Below are 1,176 nucleotides of genomic sequence, written 5' to 3' on the forward strand. Positions count from 1 at the left end.
GCGACGATGCCGGCGCCGACGGTGCGGCCGCCTTCGCGGATAGCGAAGCGCAGCTTTTCTTCCATGGCGATCGGAACGATCAGCTCAACGGCAACGGTGACGTTGTCGCCAGGCATAACCATTTCCGTGCCTTCCGGAAGCGACACGATGCCGGTCACGTCCGTCGTGCGGAAATAGAACTGCGGACGGTAGTTGGTGAAGAACGGCGTATGACGGCCGCCTTCTTCCTTCGTCAGGATGTAGGCTTCAGCCATGAACTTCTTGTGCGGCTTGACCGAACCCGGCTTGCACAGGATCTGGCCACGCTCGACGCCGTCACGGGTAACGCCGCGAACCAGTGCACCGATGTTGTCGCCGGCCTGGCCCTGGTCGAGCAGCTTGCGGAACATTTCAACGCCGGTCACCGTCGTCTTCGACGTCGGGCGGATGCCGACGATTTCGACTTCTTCGCCAACCTTGACGATACCGCGCTCGACGCGGCCGGTCACAACCGTACCACGGCCCGAGATCGAGAACACGTCTTCGATCGGCATCAGGAACGGCAGGTTGATCGGACGCTCAGGCGTCGGGATGTAGGCGTCAACCGCAGCCATCAGCTCGCGGATCGCGTCTTCGCCGATCTTCTTGTCGCTGTCTTCAAGAGCAGCCAGAGCCGAACCCTTGATGATCGGAATGTCGTCGCCCGGGAAGTCGTACATCGACAGCAGTTCGCGAACTTCCAGCTCAACGAGCTCGAGCAGTTCGGCGTCGTCGACCTGGTCGACCTTGTTGAGGAACACGACGATTGCCGGAACGCCAACCTGACGGGCAAGCAGGATGTGCTCGCGGGTCTGCGGCATCGGGCCGTCGGCAGCCGAGCAAACCAGGATCGCGCCGTCCATCTGGGCAGCACCGGTGATCATGTTCTTGACGTAGTCGGCGTGGCCGGGGCAGTCAACGTGGGCATAGTGACGGGCTGGCGTCTCATACTCGACGTGCGCCGTCGAGATGGTGATGCCGCGGGCCTTTTCTTCCGGCGCTGCGTCGATCTGGTCATACGCCTTGAACTCGCCGAAATACTTCGTGATCGCGGCCGTCAGCGACGTCTTGCCATGGTCGACGTGGCCGATCGTGCCAATGTTAACGTGCGGCTTATTGCGCTCAAATTTGCTCTTTGCCATGGGGTCAAGTTTCCTG

At 61.3% G+C, this 1,176-nt stretch carries 1 protein-coding gene; it reads right to left on the bottom strand.

Translation table 11 applies throughout. From position 1 onward, the window contains the following. Positions 1-1,160 (bottom strand): elongation factor Tu (tuf, locus tag AC1D17_RS29035; RefSeq protein WP_477568647.1); only part of this gene is annotated, 1,160 nt, incomplete at its 3' end. Positions 1,161-1,176: the final 16 nt, after the last annotated feature.

The sequence above is a fragment of the Pararhizobium sp. P1_E7 genome, from assembly GCF_056405855.1.